Origin of the sequence: Paenarthrobacter sp. TAF1, assembly GCF_052113825.1 — a bacterium.
GTDB classification, from domain to species: domain Bacteria; phylum Actinomycetota; class Actinomycetes; order Actinomycetales; family Micrococcaceae; genus Arthrobacter; species Arthrobacter nicotinovorans.
In genome coordinates this window covers 38,289-55,018 of record NZ_JBFRDO010000006.1, presented here as the reverse complement: position 1 = coordinate 55,018, position 16,730 = coordinate 38,289, and the positions used below count along the sequence as shown (strand labels likewise).

14 protein-coding genes are annotated in these 16,730 nt (G+C 58.5%); 3 read left to right on the top strand and 11 right to left on the bottom strand.

What is annotated here, in order from left to right; all coding sequences use genetic code 11:
• Positions 1 to 25 precede the first annotated feature (25 nt).
• From AB4Y81_RS10830 to AB4Y81_RS10805, 6 genes are all read right to left on the bottom strand, one after another.
• On the bottom strand, positions 26 to 289 hold the full coding sequence (locus tag AB4Y81_RS10830) for a hypothetical protein (RefSeq protein WP_441995826.1): 264 nt from the start codon (positions 287 to 289) through the stop codon (positions 26 to 28).
• Positions 290 to 434: 145 nt separating this feature from the next.
• Positions 435 to 1,322 (bottom strand): alpha/beta fold hydrolase, encoded by an 888-nt coding sequence (locus AB4Y81_RS10825; protein ID WP_441995825.1) that lies wholly within the window; start codon positions 1,320 to 1,322, stop codon positions 435 to 437.
• Between the two features lie 71 nt (positions 1,323 to 1,393).
• Positions 1,394 to 2,944 carry a sodium:solute symporter family protein gene (locus tag AB4Y81_RS10820; RefSeq protein WP_441995824.1) on the bottom strand — a complete coding sequence of 517 codons (1,551 nt, stop codon included), beginning with the start codon at positions 2,942 to 2,944 and terminating at the stop codon, positions 1,394 to 1,396.
• Complete coding sequence (locus tag AB4Y81_RS10815; protein WP_311212262.1) at positions 2,944 to 3,180, bottom strand: hypothetical protein; 237 nt, start codon at positions 3,178 to 3,180, stop codon at positions 2,944 to 2,946. The genes AB4Y81_RS10820 and AB4Y81_RS10815 overlap by 1 nt, the downstream gene beginning before the upstream one ends.
• A 129-nt stretch (positions 3,181 to 3,309) precedes the next feature.
• Positions 3,310 to 3,717 (bottom strand): response regulator transcription factor, encoded by a 408-nt coding sequence (locus AB4Y81_RS10810; protein WP_441995926.1) that lies wholly within the window; start codon positions 3,715 to 3,717, stop codon positions 3,310 to 3,312.
• 618 nt (positions 3,718 to 4,335) lie between these two features.
• The gene (locus AB4Y81_RS10805) at positions 4,336 to 5,364 is read right to left on the bottom strand and encodes a LacI family DNA-binding transcriptional regulator (RefSeq protein WP_441995823.1); all 1,029 of its coding nucleotides are present in this window, start codon (positions 5,362 to 5,364) and stop codon (positions 4,336 to 4,338) included.
• A gap of 73 nt (positions 5,365 to 5,437) precedes the next feature.
• Here AB4Y81_RS10805 and AB4Y81_RS10800 point away from each other — a divergent pair, with 73 nt between their 5' ends.
• Complete coding sequence (locus tag AB4Y81_RS10800) at positions 5,438 to 6,838, top strand: amidase (protein WP_441995822.1); 1,401 nt, start codon at positions 5,438 to 5,440, stop codon at positions 6,836 to 6,838.
• On the top strand, positions 6,838 to 7,647 hold the full coding sequence (locus AB4Y81_RS10795; protein WP_441995821.1) for an alpha/beta fold hydrolase: 810 nt from the start codon (positions 6,838 to 6,840) through the stop codon (positions 7,645 to 7,647). The genes AB4Y81_RS10800 and AB4Y81_RS10795 overlap by 1 nt, the downstream gene beginning before the upstream one ends.
• A gap of 280 nt (positions 7,648 to 7,927) precedes the next feature.
• Here the strand turns inward: AB4Y81_RS10795 and AB4Y81_RS10790 are convergent, their stop codons facing one another.
• From AB4Y81_RS10790 to AB4Y81_RS10770, 5 genes are all read right to left on the bottom strand, one after another.
• Entirely contained in the window at positions 7,928 to 9,394 is a 1,467-nt protein-coding gene (locus tag AB4Y81_RS10790) for an NAD-dependent succinate-semialdehyde dehydrogenase (protein ID WP_441995820.1), read from the bottom strand.
• 10 nt (positions 9,395 to 9,404) lie between these two features.
• Complete coding sequence (gabT, locus tag AB4Y81_RS10785; RefSeq protein WP_441995819.1) at positions 9,405 to 10,781, bottom strand: 4-aminobutyrate--2-oxoglutarate transaminase; 1,377 nt, start codon at positions 10,779 to 10,781, stop codon at positions 9,405 to 9,407.
• A 175-nt stretch (positions 10,782 to 10,956) separates the two neighbouring features.
• A complete protein-coding gene (locus AB4Y81_RS10780) occupies positions 10,957 to 11,763 on the bottom strand; it encodes a maleylpyruvate isomerase family mycothiol-dependent enzyme (RefSeq protein ID WP_441995818.1) in 807 nt (268 codons plus the stop codon).
• 46 nt (positions 11,764 to 11,809) lie between these two features.
• Positions 11,810 to 13,501 (bottom strand): amidohydrolase, encoded by a 1,692-nt coding sequence (locus tag AB4Y81_RS10775; protein WP_441995817.1) that lies wholly within the window; start codon positions 13,499 to 13,501, stop codon positions 11,810 to 11,812.
• A gap of 186 nt (positions 13,502 to 13,687) precedes the next feature.
• A complete protein-coding gene (locus AB4Y81_RS10770; protein ID WP_441995925.1) occupies positions 13,688 to 15,019 on the bottom strand; it encodes an MFS transporter in 1,332 nt (443 codons plus the stop codon).
• A 156-nt stretch (positions 15,020 to 15,175) separates the two neighbouring features.
• Between AB4Y81_RS10770 and AB4Y81_RS10765 the strand changes: the two genes are divergently transcribed.
• Entirely contained in the window at positions 15,176 to 16,345 is a 1,170-nt protein-coding gene (locus AB4Y81_RS10765; RefSeq protein WP_441995816.1) for a helix-turn-helix domain-containing protein, read from the top strand.
• Positions 16,346 to 16,730: the final 385 nt, after the last annotated feature.

Sequence of the window (16,730 nt, the reverse complement as noted above, 5' to 3'; positions counted from 1 at the left end):
GCAGCCCAAGCCCGGAGGCGCCGGCTTACCGGGGCGATTCAGTCAACTTGAAAATCGTTGAGTTGTCGCCATCAAAAGTCATCTTGCGGCCGTACCCGTCGATCCATAACCAGAAATAGGAGGCATCATCACCTATGTCGTCGACGGTGGCGTTTTGGAGCGGAGACCCAGGGACTTGGACGAGCACCCTGTCCCCCTCGTTGAGATGCACCCAATCGTCATAGCCCAATTTGCAAACGTGGTAGTCCCCCGTTGAGTGCACATCCGGGATTTTAATGTTGGTTTCCATGAACTTCGATCCGATTTCCGTAGCGGCCGCTGGCTCCTCCAACTGCCAATTCGTACTGCACAGTCAGGATTGAAGCTGCCTAACGGCCATCCCTTGAGCAAATTACATCAGTGGGCAGGCGCCATGGCCTGGCCCACTGATGTGTTTAGGACCAGCTTTTGATGAACTCAAGAACTGCCGAGTCAACCTCTGCGGGCTTTGAAGCACTCAGGAAGTGATGGCCGCCTTCGATGACCTCCAGACGGACCTCCGTCGCACCAGTGAACATGAGTATTTCTTTTTCTGCGTTGGCCACGGAATAGACCTTGTCCTCTGAGCCGTGCAGCCACAGCACAGGTGAGGTAATGTCGTGCAGTCGTCCATGAAGCCCGTCGCGGTCCCTGAGGTTAATGGTGCTGAGCAACAGCCGTCGGCGACCGCCGTCTCCGGAGTAGTTGGTACGGTAGGTAGCTAGCCAGAATTCGCGTTCGTCAGGTGAGAGTCCGCCCAGAGCCGCGTCAAAGGTGTCGTCGACGAACTGCTCCGGTACCACCCATTCGTCCGGTACCGGTTCTGCGAAGGCTTCAATGAAAGGCGTGCAGAATTCTAGGGCATCCCAACATCCGAGCTGCCGGCTCTGGAGGGTCTCCGAATCCATGGACGAACCCAGCGGAATGATTCCCCGGACTACTTCCGGCGCCAACAACGCCATGCGCGCCGCTATCCATCCTCCCTGTGAGGTCCCCAGTACAAAGGCCTGGTCGATACCCAAAGCGGCAAGGACCTGCAGGTTGGCGACGGCGCTGTCCCAGTACGTGAAGTGCTGGTAGGCCGCTCTTGTACGGCCGTGACCGTAAGGTTCAAGTGCAAGAAGGTTTACGGCCGATGTCAGGGCGGTGTTGGCGAACTGGGGCCTATAGAGTTCAGCCGATGTGGTGTAGGAATTGATAAGCACCAACGTGGGGAGATCCGGGTTGTATTCACCGCTCAGCGTGTATCCAACCACTGATCCGCCAAGGTGCGGGATGCTTACGGTCTGTTCGATCTTGCTCATGTGCGTATTACTTTCTTTCCTATTGTCAGACCCGTTGGCCAGAGGCAGTTCCTCGAGCCTTACACGGGAGGTCATGCTGGTTCATGACTGGGTACTGGTTTCGCATCCGTCAACACAGAAGCGTCCTCCAACACTTCTGCACGGGCTCGGGCGGCACGAAAGAGACCGTCTACTCTCGCCAGCTCGACGTCGCTGCTTCTACGGATGAAACTGACCAAGACGTAGACAATTAGATTGACGATCAACCCGACCAAGCCGGCTCCGAACCCGCCGAGCCATGGAACTGCGCCTCCCGTGTCCATGTACGGAATGGTCAGCACCAGGGCTATCACTGTGCCGATAAGTAGCCCAGCAATTGCTCCATCCTTGTTACCTCGGCGCCAGATCAGTCCACCGAAGATCGGTACAGCCAGCTGGATGATCGCCTGGTAGGCAAGCTGGGCCACTCCGGCCAGGTTTGACCACTCGTAAATTTGATTTGCGATGACTGCTGCAATGATGGCTGCGCCAGCCATGGATCCTTTGGCCAAATAGAGTTCCTGCTTATCGCTCAGAGGCCGAATCACGCCGACTATGTCGTTGGCGACCTGCGTTCCAAGAGATTGTGTGACTCCGTCAACAAATCCCATGCTGGCCGCAAAAACGATGAGCAGGGCAAAGGCAAGGAGCCAGGTTCCGCCCGCGTCTTGCGTGAGAGCGAAGAATGACGACAACGGATCCGCCGACGCAAGAGACATGGGCGCGGCGCAAAGCGCAACAGCCATAAGCAACACAAAGAAAACAAACCCGATGACCATGGCTTGGAGGGAGCCCTTCTTGACTTCCCGAACACTGCCGGCTGTATAGATCCGGGTGAAAATCATAGGCCAGCACAAGCTGCCGATGATCCCGGAAGCAACAATTCCGAAATAGAACCATTCGCCGCTTTCTGAACCGTAACCCGGAAGGCTTAGCTGCGCGGTGGTGAGCCGTTCAAGATTCGAGAATCCGCCGAAGTAGAAGATCAGCAGGCCCAAGCACAGAACGGCAGAACCGATGTATGCCACGATCCCCTGAACCATATCGGTGACGATCAGTCCACGCATGCCCATTTGCACAGTCCAGAACTGGCGAATCACGAGCACTGCGATACCGATCAGAATCGAGACTTCGAAGGAGAGGTTTCCCAGAGAAGCCCATTGGATGACCGCACCCATGGCAATGAGTCCGAGGATGAGCCAGGGAAGTAGCGCGACAACGCTGATAGCGCTGCTAAGCAGTTTCAGGCCAGGGCTGTTATAACGCAGCGACAGCAGGTCTGACTGGGTGCGCAGGTCGAACTGTTTGCCCCATTTCCACACTGGTCGAGCTATGAAGTACATGGCGAGAACGCCCAAGGTGGAGTAGACGAGGAAATAGAGTCCAATGACACCACTGATGACGGCAAAGCCGAAGACCGCCGTGAACGTGGAGCCGGGCCACCACGAATTGGTGTAAGCCATTGACACGAACCAGCTGGAGAACGATCTTTCGCCCACCGCGTAGCTGCTGAAGCTTGAGACGCTGCGGCCATGTTTGGTCCTATGGAGCACGAGGACGATAAGCATAAAGAACGCGGCGAGGACTCCGAAAGTGATAAGCATCAGTCCAACTCCCCCCGTCGTCCCTCAACGCGCCAGAGGCCGTAAGCCACCAAGATGGGTGCGGCTGAAACCAAGAGGAGATACCAGATGGAGCCGGGGACACCGGCAACCAGTGCGTGTTCTTCAGAAAGTGCAATGTACAGCGGTGGCGCCAAGGCCAGCACGAAAATCAGGGTGAACAGCGTGCCGAAAAGAAGATTAGTAAGGGACCGCCGATGAATCTCTGCGCGTTCCATGATGCCTCACTTAGGACTATGTTTTGGGGGTGTCATCGTTGACAAATCCCAGCCTAGGGAAGCTTGATCCTAAGTAATATCGGTCACTTGACGTATCTTGTCCTCCTGAGGAGGAGTCACCATCCTTGGCTAAGCTCTCTGAGACGGGACGGGCAAACGCCTGGGGGCTGCTTGGATGAGTCGCAGTCCCTCGCGGCTAACAAGAGCGGCCGCTTCAGCACGGGATGAAACCCGAAGCTTTGCAAGGATATGTTCGACGTGAGTTGAGACCGTTCGCCGGCTAACTACCAGGTGATCGGCTATCTCAGGGTTGCTGATGCCATCAGCAAGAAGTGTGACGATCTGAAGCTCTCTGGGAGTTAGCCCATAGGGCGGTAACACTTCTCGTTCCGCCACAAGGGCGGCGTTCTGTATACATCGTGTGATGCTGATTCTGTGGTAGCTCCCCTGATCTCCAATCCAGATGTAGCTGTTGTCTCCGCAGGGGGCGAGCGGCAGAAGTAGTGGCCACAAGGGACCGTCCGATCGCAGGGTCATGCCTACTTCACGGCCAGCAATGGCTTGGTCAAGTCCTGCAGCCATCACCGCTACGTTTGCGTCGCCATGCAATTCTTCGGCCAAGACCCGGTGCGGTTGCGATGGGTCACAGGCGGAAGCAAGCACCGGAAGGAACTGTTCGACGATTCTCTTGGTTTCTTCTGTAGCAGACCGCGCCGTCCCCCAGTTCATATGGATGGCTCCCACGTGGTGCCCTCCGGGCAACCAAAGGCTCGCAGATATGCCTTCGTTAAAGCCTGCCGGTCGAAGATAATCTTCGGCCAGGGATGTGAATGCAAAGTGGACGTCCCAGTCACGATCGAGGTCTGCCCATCGAAGAGCCTGACGGACTCGGTTTCGCACGACTCCGAATCCTGGATTCTTGGTTTCCGGGATGAAGTTCTCAAGCAGTTGTGACACCGCGTCCTCCGAATAGCCGTCCGAGGCCAGTTGCTGGTGCTGGGGTCGTTCTCCGGAAGGATTCGACGCCGACAGCAAGACAGCATCGCACCTCACCAAGTCGCGAAGGAGCTTGGTAACTTGCTCTGCGCGCTCTAGGACGACCGGCGTTGCTGCCGTAGGAGCCATAGGCGCTTCTAATGTGGGATAGGCGCGCATTTAGCTATTCCTGACATGAAGAAGTGTTGATTCCCGGATGACCAACTCCGGAGCCAAGCGCTCAGAAGACGGATTCTGTCCACGAAGAACTGACACGAGCAACTCCAGCCCCCGGGTACCCATGGTGTGCAGTGGTGAGCGCACGCTGGTTAAGGGCAACGGCAACTCGGCTGCGAGCTGAGTGTCGTTGTAGCCCGCCACGGCTACGTCCCTGCCGGGACGCAGTCCCGCGTCGCGCACTGCGCCCAGAACACCGATAGCGGCAAAGTCATTGACAGCAAAAATGGCTGTCAACTTAGGGGTTTGCTTGAGGAGGTATTCCGCTGCCTCATGGCCGCCTCTCGCATCGAAGGCGGAATTCACTTTCAACACTTCAATACCCGCTTTCCGGTACGTATCGACAAAGCCACTACTCCGGTCCACGCCTGTACTGGCGAAAGGCTCGCCAGCGACTACGCCGACGTTCACGTGCCCAAGGTCCAGAAAGTGCTCGGCAACAAGGCGGCCTCCCAGATAGTCATCACATGTCACGGATGGATACTTGGACGCGTACCGGCTCACGAGAACAAAAGGCACCCCGCGGGCCGCCACTTCATCCAGCACCACTGCGTCCCGGTGCGCGTCACCGAGTATGAGGCCATCGACGTGGCGGGATAAAGCCAAATCAATCCTGGCGCGCTGTTCCGTGGGGCGGTCATAAGTGTTCATTACAAACGTGGCCAGTCCATTGCGGGCGCCCGCGTCCTCCACCCCCTCGTAGATAGTGGCGAGCACCATGTCAGACAAGCGGGGAACCAGCACTCCGATCAGATTGCTTCGCGCCGTTCGCAGGCTCTTTGCGTGTGGGTTGGGTTGATAACCGAGCCGTTGAGCCCAATCACGCACTGCTGCTGCCGTAGCCGGTGATGCCGCACGCGAAACCTCATCAGGAGATCCGCTGAGAACCCTCGACACTGTCGAGACGTCGAGCCCCGCCGCCTGCGCAATCGTTTTCAGCGTGACCGAGCTGCTTTTATATCTACCTGGCATCGTCGAAAACTCCCTCTGAGGTTTGAGTACAAATCTTACCAAACGATTGTCCCAAACGTTTGGGTATGGTTACATGCAGTTCACCAGCACAATCAACTGCGAAGAGGGATGTATGCGATTGCCCGAAGCACAACTGAAGAAACCCTCTGGAGCGGGGTTTTTCGCCAACGTTGGTGTTTCCGAGCTCGCCGCCATGATGCGGAGTGGGCTTATCGCGCCAGCGGACCTTGTAAACATTGCTTTGCAGGAGGCCTACCGGTGGCAGCCTTTGATCAACGCGTTCGTCTCGTTCGATGAAAACGGCGCCTACGCTGCGGCGGCGAAGGCTCGCACTGAACTGGCCTCGGGCATTGATCGGGGGCCGCTGCACGGCATTCCTGTTGCCGTTAAGGACGTCATCGATGTGCGAGGAATACCAACAACTGCAGGTTCGCGTCACCGAAAAAACCACCTTGCCCGTGAAAGCGCCGAATGCGTTGAACGGCTCGTCCAGGCAGGGGCGATCATTATTGGGAAGACCACGACCCACGAATTTGCGAACGGACCTACCGGAGATCGTTCGGCCACCGGCCCTACGCGCAACCCACACGATACGGACCACATGGCTGGTGGTTCGAGCAGCGGGTCTGCTGCCGCGGTTGCCGCTGGCATCATCCCGTTGGCGCTCGGTACCGACACCGGCGGCTCCGCTCGTATTCCGGCTGCTTGCTGCGGCGTTGTAGGGCTCAAACCAACCCACGGAGCTTTGCCTACCCGCGGGATGGTGCCATTGTCACCATCCCTGGACACCATAGGCTTGCTGGCCCGCACCGCGGCCGACTGTCTCCTGCTGTGGACTGCATTGAGGGGCGCCAATACTGTAGCTCTCCCCCCTGGTATCGGRTGGATCAAGCCGGATTCGATATATCCGACGCAGCCTTCAATCACTAGTGCGGCCCGAAGCAGGGTCGATCAACTTCTCACCGGGGACGCCGACGTCCCGGAAGCCAGTGACCTCAGGGAGGCATACGGGATCATCCAAGGCAGTGAGGCATACGCCCAACATTCTGAGTTGATATACAACTCGCCCGAACTTTACGACCCCGAAGTACTCGCTCGGTTGCTTGCCGGCGGCGAGATTCTCAGTTGGGAGTACGTCAAGGCGATGGAGCTTAGGCACAGTGCCCGCCAGAGAATCCAGCCTTTGCTAAATCGGTACGGGGTTCTGGCACTTCCGACGATCCCCCTGGCCCCTCCCCGGCTGAACAGCCGTAGGGAGCTCATCGACGGGAGCAGCCTAGAGACCCGGAAGGCTCTTCTCTCCCTTACAAGCCCATGGAGCGTTTTAGGACTCCCGGCCATCTCCATTCCAGCGGGCACGACCGAGGGGCTGCCGACTGGACTACAGCTGGTAGGTCCCCCCGGAGCCGAATCCCAACTTTTGAGGGTGGCTGCGCAAATTGAAGAGACCCAGCACCCGATGAAAGGAAACTGATGCGAACACTTACCTTCAACCGCGAGGGAACAATTTTGACTGCCGAGCTACGAGAAGGCAGCGGATCGCCCGTCGTGATAGTTCCAGGCGTTATGTCCGACGCGTATACCTGGCGCCCAGTCGCCGATGCATTGAATTTGAATAACCCGATAATGGTCATTAACCGCCGCGGGCGGCTCCCTAGCGGCCCGACAGGTCGTGGCTACTCGGTCCGTACTGAAATTGACGATTTGCACCACATCCTCGACACCCTCGAGGAGGACATCCACCTGTTCGGCTGGAGCTATGGCGGACTGATTGCTTTGGAAACGGCGACAGAGCGACGCAACCTGCGCTCTGTCATCGCGTATGAGCCCGTCTCAAGCCCGTTCGGATCGAACGCCCTTGAACCCCTACGTCTTGCTCTCGGGAGGGGCGACCTGGACAGCGCTGTCGAGGTGGTCAAGCGGGTCATGGCGGGTTACTCCGCCGAATACATGGCAGCGCTGCGCACGGACCCTATTTGGCCTGTCCTCCGTCTTCTTGTTCACCCCTTGGCTGATGAGCTGACTGCTATAAATGACCATGTTGCAGCGCTTTCCCGATATAGCGAAATCACGGCTCCAGTCACCCTGATGCTTGGCGAACGCAACGAGGAGAGGCCGCCATACGGTGTCGCTTTCACCGCCTTCTCTCAAGCCCTCCCCCAAGCCGAGGTCGTTCGGCTGGCAAATCAGGGTCACCTGGCCCACAGTGAAGCACCCGGCCTTCTGGCTGAGCACCTTACGCAAGCAGTCTCGAAGCACAACGAGTACCAACATTCCAGTTAGTGCGCTATTGCGCTAACGAGAACTTCAGAACGAGCCTCCAGCAGGCCCATTCTCATCCGTCCATTGCATCATCGAATTACCTTCGCACCCTCTACTTGCCGGACGGATGCACCGCCAGGCAAGTCCAATCGTGATCCTGCTCCTGCGCAGACCGTTTGGCATGCACGGTGGCAGACAACGCGTGGACCTTCACGTTCCAGCCCGGAACGTGAAGGCCCTCGCTTTCGGTCAGTTTCAGTGGCTATCGACGAGCCCCGAGACACCGGTTCAGGGACATCCATCAGCGGGGAATAAGGGTGTATTTGGTTGAGAGGAACTCGCTGATGCCCTCAAAACCGCCTTCCCGGCCGATACCGGACTGCTTAACACCGCCAAAGGGTGCTGCGGCGTTGGAGATGAGACCGGTGTTCAAGCCCATCATTCCTGTCTGCAGCTTTTCAATCATGCGCTGGCCGCAGTGAACGTTCTCCGTGAACACATAGCTGACCAGCCCATAGTCGGTGTCATTGGCGATTTTGACTGCTTCCTCCTCATTGGTGAATCGGATGATGCCAAGGACCGGTCCAAAGATCTCTTCGGACATCAGAGCCGAGTTGGGACTGAGCCGATCCAGAACTGTTGGCTCGAAGTAGCTGCCAGGACCTTCAATGGACTTACCTCCAGTGAGAACCGTTGCGCCGGTCGCTACGGCGTCAGCAACCAGGCGCTCAGCCTTAGCGACCGCACGGCTGTCGACCAAAGCGCCGATGTCAGTACTTTCCTCAGCTCCCCTGCCGATCTTCATTTGGGCCACCCGGTCGCTCACGCGTTGAGCAAAAGTATCTGCGATTGATTCATGGACGATGATGCGGTTCGCCGCAGTGCATGCCTGGCCGATATTACGGAACTTCGCCAGCAGGACACCCTCCACGGCTCGATCCAAATCCGCATCCTCGAAGACGATAAACGGGGCGTTACCCCCCAACTCCATGGAAGTTCGCAGGACATTCTGGGCTGCGGCTTCAAGGAGCTTTACACCGACAGGGGTCGAACCGGTGAAGCTGAGCTTTTTGAGGCGGGCGTCCTTTAACAGCGCGCTGGACTGGTCGGCCGGCGAGGTGGTAGGAACCACATTTACAACTCCTGCCGGTAGGCCCGCTTCTTCGAGCAGTTGTACCAAGAAGATGGTCGTCAGCGGAGTCAGTTCGGCGGGTTTGATGACGACCGTGCAGCCGGCCGCCAAGGCTGGGGCTATCTTGCGGGTTGCCATAGCCAAGGGGAAATTCCACGGCGTGATGAAATAGGTGGGCCCGACCGGAAGGTGCGATACGACGATGTTGCCAGCACCCTCAGGAGTAGGACGATAGTCGCCGCGGACGCGTACAGCCTCCTCCGAGAACCAGCGCAGGAACTCGCCTCCATAGGTCACTTCTGCGCGGGCCTCGGAGATCGGCTTGCCCATTTCGATGCTAATGAGCAGTGCAAAGTCCTCGTGGCGATCCATTAGAAGGTCGAACGCTCGGCGCAGGATGTTTGAGCGTCCGCGCGTAGAGGTCTCAGCCCACGCCTCCTGCGCCGTTACGGCAGCTTCGAGCGCCCTAAGGGCATCGTCGACGGTCGCATCGGCGATCGTTTTGATGACTTCCCCGGTTGCCGGGTCTTGCACGTCGAATGTCGCACCGGTCGAAGAGGGCTGCCACGTCCCTCCGATGCCGAGACCGGTTTGCACCTGGTTGATCAGTTCTTGCTCGTGGGGTCTTAAAGTCATCGCTGTCCTTCTAGGTACGTGTAGTTGGTTTGCTGTGGTTCATGCATTTTCCTTTTAAGGCGTCCGCCACGACCTGAAGGCCCTCGCGCAACAAGTCATTTGATATGGACAACGGCGGCAGGAACCGGAGCACGTTGCCGTATGTGCCGCATGTGAGTACCAGCACGCCGTTCTGGCCTGCCTTCTTCGCGATGGCAGAAGTCAGCGCCGCAGCCGGTCTCTGAGTGCCCGTTTCGACGAACTCGATGCCGATCATGGCACCGCGGCCGCGGATGTCGCCGACGCGGTCATCCTCTGCCGCTAGACCGGCGAAGAAGTCGGTGATGATGGCACCGATTGCCCGTGCACGCTCCGTCAGGTTTTCCTTCTCATAAATTTCGATCGTTGCCAGAGCGGCAGCACAGGCGATGGGGTTGCCTGCATAGGTACCCCCGAGTCCTCCGTCCACTGCGGAGTTCATGATGTCTTTACGGCCGGTAACTGCCGAAAGAGGAAGCCCACCGGCCAGGCCCTTGCCGAACGTCATCAGATCCGGAACTATGCCCTCATGGTTGGCAGCGAACATGTCACCAGTACGGGCAAAGCCGGTCTGCACCTCGTCCAGTATGAAGATCACCCCGTTCTGGGATGTCCATTCCTGTAGCGCCGGTAGAAAACCGTTGGCAGGGGCGATGAAGCCGCCTTCACCCTGAATGGGTTCGATGATGACGGCAGCGACATTATCGGCACCGATCTGCTTCTCGACTTGAAGTATCGATCGTGCAGCTGCCTCAGGGCCTGTGAGTCCGTCTCGGTAGCTATAGGAAGCGGGGACCCGGTAGATCTCGGGGGCGAAGGGTCCAAACCCGTTCTTATATGGCATGTTCTTTGCGGTCATTCCCATCGTGAGGTTGGTTCGCCCATGGAACGCGTGGTCGAAGACAACCACGGCCTGCTTGCCGGTGTAGTGGCGAGCGATCTTGACCGCGTTCTCCAGGGCTTCAGCACCGGTGCTGAAGAGGGCCGAGCGTTTTTCGTGCTCACCAGGGGTGATGGCGTTGAGCTTCTCGGCGACTTTGACGTAGCCCTCATAGGGGGCGATGGTGAAACAGCTGTGTGTGAACTGCTCGGCCTGCTGTCGCACAGCCTGCACCACAGCGGGGGCTGAATTACCGACACCGGTGACTGCGATGCCGGAACCGAGGTCAATAAGGGAGTTGCCATCGGCGTCGATCAGCACCCCGCCTCCGGCGGCTACTACTGAAATTGGGAGCACTCCGCCGGTGCCTGTGGCAACGGCTGCGTCCTTGCGGGCCAGCAGTTCCTGCGATTTCGGGCCGGGGATTGTGCTCACGAGCTTCCGCACCTGCGGGAGAGTGGGGCCGCCTGTTATGGGTGGAGCCGACATGGTGACCTCTTCTTTCAAGAGTTGTTGAGGAGATTTTTTGGTGATTAGTGCGTGGGGCGTCTGTGGAATTTCCGTGAGGACGAGGCAGATGCTTCAGCCAATAAGCACCGAATACCCGCACGTGCGGTGTTCTTGGTCGGAGATCGCCTTGGTTGGGCTTCTTCGGCAGTGGCGATTAGATCCAGCGGTGCGCGRCCGGCGCGGGGCCGATCTCAAGTCCATCCGCATTGATCACCACGACGCCATCGTGACCACGTCCGGTGGCCCAAGCCAGGAGGTTTGTAAGTGTGCCGGAGATTGTCAGAATGTCGCCGCCTGCCGGTTCGGTTTGTCCTTCACCGTCAGGCTGAAAGTCCGTGTGGGCGTCTGTTGGGACAGCACGCACGTAATGGCCGTCCCGGCTCTCCCAAGTAGTTAACACATCCTGCAGGATGCGGGCTGCGGCTGGCTGGGGTATGTCCTGGATGGTTGCTCCGGTGTTGAGGTCGATGGCATGCAGCCATAGTTCGCGGGCCCGCATCCAAATAGTCTCGGAAACGAGAATCATGCGTCCTTGCGCGTTCTTTACCTTGTAGATCCAGCGATCGTCGGGAAGATTTGTCCAGGCTTCGTCGAGCTGTGCGGCCTCCTGCGAGGAAAGCCGGGTAAGACTCGTGTGGGAGAGTGTCGACCCGAGGTCGATCTCATCCGCCCGTGACTCAGGCGATTCGTACATCGGATTCTCGATCCCTGTCTGCGCCCACTGGACCAACCGGGCAAGTGCTCGGGCGTTGTAGCCGATGTGCGCGATGACGTGCGCCCGGGTCCATCCGGGCAGGAGCGATTCGCCCTGAAGGTCCTCGGGGTCCAGATCGCGGATCAGCCGGTCAAAGCTTGCCTGTCCGTCGCGCGCGATGGCGAGATCCAATGCGATCGTTGTGGCTGGTTCTTCGGCCGGGTCTGCATCCGATAGCGAACGCGTTGAACTTTTTACTTCGTGCATCGTTGATCCTTTTTGTTGTGTGCGTTTGGGTTGGGATATTCGGTTGTCAGTTGGTGACCGACAGGAGCTGCAATTCAGGTGTCGAATTCTTAAGCGCTTCCCGGGCGTCATAGCTCAGCCGGCCGCCAAGAATCGTGGCCACGACGTCGATCTCGGCGATGTTGCGGGCCGTCAGTGGCGATTCAGAGAACACCGTGAAATCGGCGAGTTTGCCGCGTTCCAGCGTGCCCTTGTCCCGGAATTGACCGGTGGCGCGGGCAGCCCACTCTGTGTGCGCTCGGAGTGCTTCCTCAGGGGTGATGGCCTCCCCTGCGGCGAAAGGCATGCCTTTGTCCGTCCGCCGGTCAACGGCTGATTGCATGCCCCTGCGCAGGTTGTTATCTGCTACCGGCAGGTCGGAAGATCCTGCGAGAAGGGCTCCCGCGTCGATAACGGACCGGCCCCTGTACAGCCAGGATTCCCGGTCGGGCCCAACCAGGGTCACAATCTGATCGCCTAAGGGACCAATGAATCCTGCTTGGGGGGCCACTGCGATGCCGAGAATACCGGCGCGAACGACTTGGTCCGGGCGGGACATGCCGAAATGCTCGATGCGGCAAGGTGCTTCGCGGCGGCCGTATCTGTCCTGCGCCTCCTCAATGAGGTCCATTGCCAGGTCGATGGCTACATCGCCAATGGCGTGCAGCGCCAGGGGCCACCCGGCACGGTAGGCACTCAAGGCGCGCTCCTGGTAAGTGCCTGGTTTGTCCAAGAGGTAGCCGGTGTTGTGATCGTGTCCGCAGAAGGATTCGGTTACTGCAGCGGTTGCTCCCAGCAGGGAGCCGTCAAGGAAGACTTTGACGTGTCCGAACCGGACGTAATCATCTCCGAAGCCGTAACGAACTCCCAAGCCCAGTCCAAGACCTGCTCCTTGATGGTGGAAATCGGCGGGATGCCCCGTTATGGGTTGCAGCGCGTCCATGGCGGGCATCAGCTGTGCGCGTGCATGAAGATGACCGGTTTCGGCGGCGGTCTGGTACGCAGCAACCTCGACAGGGCTGTGGCCGATCCAGCCGCCGCCGATGCCGGCTTCGGTGAAGCTGGTTATCCCTTGTGCCGCGTATCGTTCGGTTGCGGCATCCAAGGCCCTAACGATTCTCTCGGTGGAATACGGAAGTAGCAGTGCCTGCACCAATCCCTGTGCTGCTTCTTCCAAGACACCGGTAGGATTTCCGTCGGCGTCCCGCACCACAATCCCTCCTGCCGGGTCCTGGAAGGTCGGATGCGATGCCCCGAACAGGTCCAGCGTGGCGCTGTTAGTGATTGATGAATGTCCGGAAGCGTGCCGAAGGTACAGCGGGCGATTACCAGTTATGTCATCAATACGTCCTATGTCAGGGAAGAGTCCCCCATGGTGGGCTTGGTTGAAACCCGTACCGTGAACCCAAGCCTCGGCATCACCGGACAGACGTTCTACTTCAGCCTCGATCTTGGCGTAAACGTCTTCGAGTCCCCTGCACCCGCTCAGGTCCACCGCATCCAGGCCCAAACCCCACCATGTTGTGTGGCAGTGGGCGTCGATAAGGCCCGGGGTAATACACGCATCACCGAAATCAAGGCTCCGCTCCGCCTCCATGCTTGCGATTTCGTCATCAAAGCCAACGATCCGTTCGCCTATGACTCCGACAGCCGTCGCAATGGGCCGGTCGGGGTCCATGGTGCGAATCTCGTTCGCCCGGACAAGAAGGTCGAGCTTCATGGTGAAGTTCCTTTCTGGGGACCACTCTCGTCTTTACTGTGATGAGAGTGACCGTTCTTTAGACGAGTGCCAGCTCGGACTTGTCAGCATTGGGCGGCCCTATCGGCAGCTAGCCAAGTGGGTTCCTGCGCGACGAGCGGGCCCGGTCTGAGGTGGCAATCGTGGCGACTGCCCAAGCCGTCCTTGTTAGTGCTTGAAGCCGGGCAGATTCACGCTGAAACGGGGTGCGATCGCACCAGMCGAAGCGGTAATGATCGAGATGAGTACAAGCATCGCGGCGGCGGGCCACCAGTGATTCCCGGCGGCGGCAACTACACCCGTGACGATCAAGGGGACAAAGCCCGCCACCATGGCTGAGGTGTTGTTTGCAACAGCCACACCCGTAAAGCGGGTCTTGGCTTCAAACAGGCCCGTCAGAACCGCGCCGGTGCCGGCGTAGGGGAAGGAGAGAGTCGATACTGCAAGGACCATGGCGATTACGACAAGAACAGGATTACCTGAGGTGAGCAGCAGGAACGCAGGAACGGCTACCACTGCGGAGGCAATACCGCCCCACAGTATGACCCGGCTTGAGCCATATTTAGCGCCAAGGCGTCCGCTCCAGACAATGACAAAGATTTCTACTACTGCGGCGGCGATAGTGCCAAGCAACATCAGGGTTGACGGGTACTTGAGGACGTTCACTCCGTACCAGACGCAGAACGTAGTGACCAGATAGAAGCCGCCCATGCCAAGTAGGCACGAAGCCATACCGATCAAGAGCTGTCGCCAAGAGTGCACAAAGGTGGTGCGGACAGGGGTCTGCTCAATTTCGCCGGCTTCTTCGATTTGGCGGAACACTGGCGACTCTTCGAGCTTGCTGCGGATGTAAATGGCAATGAGCAACAGGGGCAGGGAAATGAGGAACGGGATACGCCAGCCCCACGCGTCAAAGTTTTCTTTGGTGAAGAGGATCGTGACCAGGAAGAACCCTCCGGAAGAGAGTATCGTCCCGATGGGGGAACCAATCAGTGGAATCACGGCGTACCGGGCTCGAAGGTGTAACGGCGAGTTTTCTACCACCAGGGTCAGGGCCCCTGACCACTCTCCACCGACAAAGAGGCCCTGTACTACCCGCAACAACACGAGCAGAATTGGAGCGGCAATACCGATTGCGGCGTAAGTCGGCAGCACCCCGATAAGACCAGTAATCATGCCAATGCCAATGATCGTGATCATCAGGGTCTTGCGGCGCCCGATCCGGTCGCCCATGCTGCCGAAGATGATTCCGCCGAGGGGTCTGGCAGCAACGCCAACCCCAAAGGTGGCGAACGAGGCCAAAGCCGCCGCGGTCGGGTTGCCGCTTGTGAAGTACTGAACGTTGAACACCAGTGCCGCTGCGGCACTGAAAAGGAAAAAGTCGTAGTACTCAAGTGCGGAGCCGATCAATGCGCCCAACGCGACCTTGTTCGCGTCTTTCCTGCTCAGCTCTTTGACGGCATGTTGCTCAATATTCGCCGTCTCTAATGTCTCACTCATTGTCTTCTCCGTTGATGCGTGATCCGGTTTACGTTTATGTGAATCTTCCGCAAACATCTTGTTCAATGAGGTTCTCAGGAGTTACGGCCATTTTCGCACAGCATTCACCTCGATTTTTTTGGTGAAAAAAGTGCATATGCACATATCGTGAGAAGCATGGACATGAACCAACCCCGGCTTAGCGGTGGTCCGGAGCCCCACGATTCCATGCGCTGGCAGGAGCTTCTGGACGAGCTCGACGTTGAGGAGCTCACCGAGGCGTTTCTTTCCCGAATTATCGCAATCCCCGGTTACGACCCTGCCCCGATCCCCCTTTCCGAGATACGGCGGACGGGGCGGCTGGCCTTCGAGGCCATGGTTACCGGCCTACGTGAAGGTGGGCTTCATGAGGCAGTTGCTGTAGCCGCTGATGTCGGGGTCTCCCGAGCACGAGCGGGAATCCCCATCACCTCATTGATGTCAGCTATCCGCCTTGATTACAACGTCCTTTGGGAGGCCCTTATCAGGGTTGCAACACCGGAGGATGCAACCCTGGTGGTTCGTCACACCTGGATTGTGCTCGACACCGTCGACGAATACGCGGGACAGACTCAGCGGGCATTCATCGCAGAACGGGAGCGTATGCAGGACGAAGCATTTTCCGTACGGCAGGGCCTGCTGGCGGAACTCTTCCAGACATCCGAAATGACGGACGAACAGCTGCGCACCATCGCCAGTGAGCTTGAGATTTCCCCTGCCGTCCCCCTGATAGTGGTAGGTGCCGAGCCCGATGAGATGCCTGCCCTGAGGGTCTTTATCGCCGAAGCCGAACGCGCAGGCAGAAACGTGTTCACCCATCACCGTGGTGACGCACTCATTGCGTTCACAACGCAACTCGGAGGCACAGATCCCAAGCGCGATGCGTTCCGACGCAATCTACTCACCATCAGAGTCGGACTTACCGATGCTGATACGGGCCTCCGGGGTCTACGTCAAGCAGCAAACATCGCCCGAGATCTCGCTAGGGTGTTCCGAAGCGATGAACATGGTGCAATGACTTGGAAGCGGGGCTGGGCCAGACTTGCCAACCGGAGCCTAATACTGGCAGGGCACCCGGTCCTAACAGACGTCACAGCAGCTCTTTCAAGCTGCACTAGGGCGGAACGTAGCCGTTTGGAAGAGTCCGTTCGCAGCTACCTCCGTACAGGCAGCGTCGGAGACTCGGCAGTAGAGCTTTTTTGTCATCGGAATACGTTGACAAACCGTCTACGTCGATTCGCGGAAATCACAGGGATCGATCCTACCGTCCCACAGGACGCTGCGCGCCTCGTCGTCGGGTGGGCATGAAGAGCTTCTGCCCGATAAAGCATGTCCTTGCCTCTACCGCCAGGCCGAAATTCTGGTTATTGCGCCCTGATCCGACGCGCCTAGCGACGTACTTCCCCAGCCTGACGGAAGGGCACTTATGGTCGATGTGGTCGGCCCCGCCGTGCGCGCCCCCACAAGCGTGCGGACTCTGAATGATCGTCGACCTTGGAAAGGGCCGGCATCCGCGCCGGACACTCCCCCATTTAGTCGTAGTTACGCGTCGACGACACCGAAGAGACCTCCCCCAAAGCGCCCGGTCGCCCGTGGCGGCTGGGCTCTCGCCTCGCTGCGGCCCTGCAGACGGAGCGCCTGCGAACTGGCGTCATATCGTCCGGGCCATTACACGCGATGAGTAGATGTAGGC

Coding starts and splice junctions, on each gene's coding strand:
- AB4Y81_RS10830 (WP_441995826.1), bottom strand. CDS start 289: ATGGAAACCAACATTAAAATCCCGGATGTGCACTCAACGGGGGACTAC.
- AB4Y81_RS10825 (WP_441995825.1), bottom strand. CDS start 1,322: ATGAGCAAGATCGAACAGACCGTAAGCATCCCGCACCTTGGCGGATCA.
- AB4Y81_RS10820 (WP_441995824.1), bottom strand. CDS start 2,944: ATGCTTATCACTTTCGGAGTCCTCGCCGCGTTCTTTATGCTTATCGTC.
- AB4Y81_RS10815 (WP_311212262.1), bottom strand. CDS start 3,180: ATGGAACGCGCAGAGATTCATCGGCGGTCCCTTACTAATCTTCTTTTC.
- AB4Y81_RS10810 (WP_441995926.1), bottom strand. CDS start 3,717: ATGACCCTGCGATCGGACGGTCCCTTGTGGCCACTACTTCTGCCGCTC.
- AB4Y81_RS10805 (WP_441995823.1), bottom strand. CDS start 5,364: ATGCCAGGTAGATATAAAAGCAGCTCGGTCACGCTGAAAACGATTGCG.
- AB4Y81_RS10795 (WP_441995821.1), top strand. CDS start 6,838: ATGCGAACACTTACCTTCAACCGCGAGGGAACAATTTTGACTGCCGAG.
- AB4Y81_RS10790 (WP_441995820.1), bottom strand. CDS start 9,394: ATGACTTTAAGACCCCACGAGCAAGAACTGATCAACCAGGTGCAAACC.
- gabT (WP_441995819.1), bottom strand. CDS start 10,781: ATGTCGGCTCCACCCATAACAGGCGGCCCCACTCTCCCGCAGGTGCGG.
- AB4Y81_RS10775 (WP_441995817.1), bottom strand. CDS start 13,501: ATGAAGCTCGACCTTCTTGTCCGGGCGAACGAGATTCGCACCATGGAC.
- AB4Y81_RS10765 (WP_441995816.1), top strand. CDS start 15,176: ATGGACATGAACCAACCCCGGCTTAGCGGTGGTCCGGAGCCCCACGAT.